This is a genomic window from Aequorivita sp. KMM 9714, from assembly GCF_011065475.1.
Lineage (GTDB): Bacteria > Bacteroidota > Bacteroidia > Flavobacteriales > Flavobacteriaceae > Aequorivita > Aequorivita sinensis.
Genome location: NZ_JAAGRO010000016.1, coordinates 1 through 3,826, shown reverse-complemented (window position 1 = coordinate 3,826; position 3,826 = coordinate 1). Strand labels below are relative to the sequence as shown.

At 33.9% G+C, this 3,826-nt stretch carries 3 protein-coding genes; 1 reads left to right on the top strand and 2 read right to left on the bottom strand.

Features of this window, described 5'->3' with window-relative positions:
• On the bottom strand, nucleotides 1–2,164 hold a 2,164-nt coding region (locus G3A46_RS13975; RefSeq protein ID WP_165150751.1), incomplete at its 3' end, for a choice-of-anchor L domain-containing protein.
• A gap of 871 nt (nucleotides 2,165–3,035) precedes the next feature.
• On the opposite strand from G3A46_RS13975, the gene G3A46_RS14515 reads away from it, so the two are divergent.
• Nucleotides 3,036–3,161, top strand: a complete 126-nt coding sequence (locus G3A46_RS14515) for a hypothetical protein (protein WP_277875414.1) — start codon at nucleotides 3,036–3,038, stop codon at nucleotides 3,159–3,161.
• 60 nt (nucleotides 3,162–3,221) lie between these two features.
• Here G3A46_RS14515 and G3A46_RS13970 read toward each other — a convergent pair.
• Nucleotides 3,222–3,826, bottom strand: a 605-nt coding sequence (locus G3A46_RS13970) for an OmpA family protein (RefSeq protein WP_165150392.1), incomplete at its 5' end; no start/stop codon positions are given.

The following is a 3,826-nucleotide window of genomic DNA, read 5'->3' as shown; positions in this document are numbered from 1 at the left end:
CTGTAGAAACACACGTAGGATCTGAAGTATTTCGAGCCGTTACACTATAAGTACCAGCGATTAAGTTAATAAAGTCTACTGAAGCCTGATAGTTCGTGCCATCAATACTGTATTCAAATCCTGCACCCAATGGTGAGGTAATTGAAATTTTACCTGAAGGTACTGCACACGTTGGTTGAACTACATCAGCAGTTGGTGTAGCTGGTGCATTTGGTACATCATTAATCGTTACTGATAAAGCTGTAGAAACACACGTAGGATCTGAAGTATTTCGAGCCGTTACACTATAAGTACCAGAGGTTAAGTTAATAAAGTCTTCTGAAGCTTGATAGTTCGTGCCATCAATACTGTATTCAAATCCTGCACCCAATGGAGCTGTAATTGAAATTTTACCTGTTGGTACTGCACACGTTGGTTGAACTACATCAGCAGTTGGTTCTAAAGGTGTTTCATTAACATCAATAGTTGTAGTAGCTGATTTTGTACAGCCATTACCATCAGTAATAATTACCGTAAAAGTTTCACCATCTACAAAATTTGTAACAGTTGGATTTTTTATAGTAGCATTACTAAATACCGCTCCGCCATCACTACTCCATGACCAACTTACTGCATCCCCTCCTGTTTCATCCAACGATATTGAGGATGTAGTAGAGCAAACAGGTCCACTATTTGTGGCAGTTGCTGTTATTGGATTAGCTTCCTCTATTAGAATAGTTTCTTCAATAGCACAATTACCATCATCTACAATAACTTTATAAGTACCAGCTGTTAAACCAGATTGATCCTGAGAAGATGGGTTTAAGCCACTTCCGTCATTCGTTGTCCAAGAATATGTGTAAGAACCCGTTCCACCAGTGACAGATAAGTCAATAGAACCATTCGAATCTCCAAAGCAAGTTATATTTTGTTTGGTGTAACTAGAATCTAAATCAGAATTCGATACCGTAACTGGTTTTATTATTTCACAACCACTATCACTATCAACTGCCTTAATATAATAGGTTCCAACCGGTGCCATAGTTGGAGTAGAATAAGTTATTGTGGCAGCCTCATCTTGCCAATAAGTATATGGTCCTGAAATAGTACTTCCTGCTGTAACAGCAGGAGCAGTAATATCTGCTGTTGTCACCCCTAAACAAAGAGGGGCAGGATCATTAACAACCAATGCATTTGAAGTAAAACTTCTCGCTTTTAAAAATACACCTGCATCAAATTGCTGATCTGATGCATCAGCAATAGCCATTTTCATTTTATATTGCTGTCCAGAAATAAGGCCGCTATATTCAGCCGTTAGTACTACAGTTCCACCATCAAATTCAGTGGAAACATTTATATTATTATTTGCATAATAAGCTTGGTTTACAGCAGGTACTGCATTACCGTTAACATTAGAGGCAACATATGGATGAATTGTATTGATTGTAATTGGGTCTCCATTTGGTAATTTTGCTAAATTAACAGCATTATTTTGATATCCTTGCCCACCAGCAATACCTGGACCACTTAAAAAGAAACCAAAAACATCCTCATATTGTGTTCCACAATACTCTAAATACTCATCGGAAGCAAAAATAAATTGAAACTCAATTTTTGTTCCAACTGGTGTGAAATCAATCTCAAGAACAGCGGCATCATACATTGTACGCCCAGTAATAAGTGCCAAATCTGGGTCACCTGCATTATTATTCATTGCATCAGAATAACCACCTGAAGCACTAGGTCCTCTAGCATTTTTAATTTTACCTGTTGAAAGCAACAAGCCTTCTTCAATTCCAAAATTTACGGCATTGCCTTCATTAAAATATCCAAATTGCCGATCTAATGTTGTACTTCCAAAGTTATTTTGCCAATTTCCACTAGTTTTACTATAATATCCAAACCTTACATTTCCAATGCTCATACAAGAAGATGCTAAGATATTTTCAACCAATTCTTTTGGAGTAGAACCATACGTAGCATCGTCATTTGGCACTAAAATACTATTTCCAGTTCCTGGTCCTTCTTGTTGCCCTCCTTTGATTAGTAAACTTTTATCAGGACTTGAGCCAACTCTTGGTTTATTAACCTCTTGCCCATAACTGAAACTAAATGAAAGAATCAAAAAAAGACCTATTAAAAACCTCTTATCAGAAGTAAATAAATTAGTAATTATTTTAATCATAATATAGTTTTTAATTGTTTAGTTGAAATTGAAAACCTGCCAAAACATCGATGCTCAAGCAGTAATGTGAAAAAAAATGTATATGAATCTTGTTCATAGCTAAATTGGTATATTAAATTTTTAAAAAGCGTTTTAGGGGAAAGTGAACTAGCTTTAAAATTCTAAAAATCTTTAATCAAAATATTTCTTACAAGACCAATGAGGAGGTGGGTCTTAGTATTAAAATTAATTTTCTATATTGTTATAAAAGACCTGAGGGAGACAGTCTTTTGTTTTTAAAATAATTATATTATATCAAGACTTTAGGGGAGACAGTCTTTGAACTTTAAACTTTTGATCAATTATCAAGATTTAAGTGGGGACTACTTGATACGAGCTTTTGGGGATAGAGTTAAATCATTTTATAGGTTCATAAGAACAAAAACGACTTAATTGTCGGACAAACGTAGCATAATTTTTCACAAAATCATATACGTACTTACACGTATATCTTAAAATTTCATTAAAAAAAATTTAGAACTGTTAAAAACACAACCACATAACATCTTTATAATTAATTAGTTAACCAATAACTAGGAATTAAATTAAAATTATTCTTTTTAATACTTTTTTGTGTTTTTTAAGTTTTAAGAAATGTGTTTTACAAAATTTATTTATTGCTATTCAAACCAAGATAACAGTTGCAAATTGAATAAAAATAACTTCTAAAATTCTTGCGCATTGTAAACAAGTTTCAACCTCTTTTCTTCAGTATCGTCACTCATAAATTTTAATTAAACACGACTATATAATAATTATCACTTTTTACATCCGCATCAGTTTATTTCTTAGATAACAAACTTTATCTCTGCAATCTATACGAAAAACGATTATGTCTTTAACAAAAGAAATTAAACACCGAAGAACTTTCGGCTTTATTGGCTTTCCGATGCAAGTAAAAGACTTAGAAAAAAACTTTTACTCTTTAGGTGAGCTATTAATGAAGCTAAAGCCGTAAAAAGCAAAAAGCGTTCAATACAAAGTATTAAACGCTTTTATGAAATTTAATTTAGTCGAGTTAATTCTTTATGATAAACATAGACCTTCTATTTAATTGATGTTTCTCAGCACTACAAGGTACTCCATTCTCACATTCATTAACCAATTGCGATTCACCATAGCCTTTAGCAGTTAACCTACTTCTATCGATTCCTTTCGAAATCAACCAGTTAAGAGTAGATTGAGCACGACGTTCAGATAAGGCTTCGTTATACGCATCACTTCCTCGTGAATCTGTATGAGATTCTATATGGATAACGATCTCTGGATACTCTCGTAAGGCTGCAAGAATTTTAGCTAACTCTATTTCTGCATCTGGACGTATATACGACTTATCAAAGTCAAAATAAATTGGTTGTAAGTTTAATCTACATCCTAAATCATTCGGCGCACAAGGGCCTTTGCTAAATAATGGAAGTGGCACATTGATAGTTCCTGTAAGTTCAGGAGTTTCAACAATTTCTTCGTGTGGATTATATCCTTCCATGGTCCCTCTTACTGTAAACTGCTTCCCACAATCTGCATCAAAACTATAAACACCATTCTCATCAGCAGTTGTTTGAGTTATAAGCTTATTATTCTCATCTAATAAGGAAACACTTGCACCAGCCAACATCTCTTTTG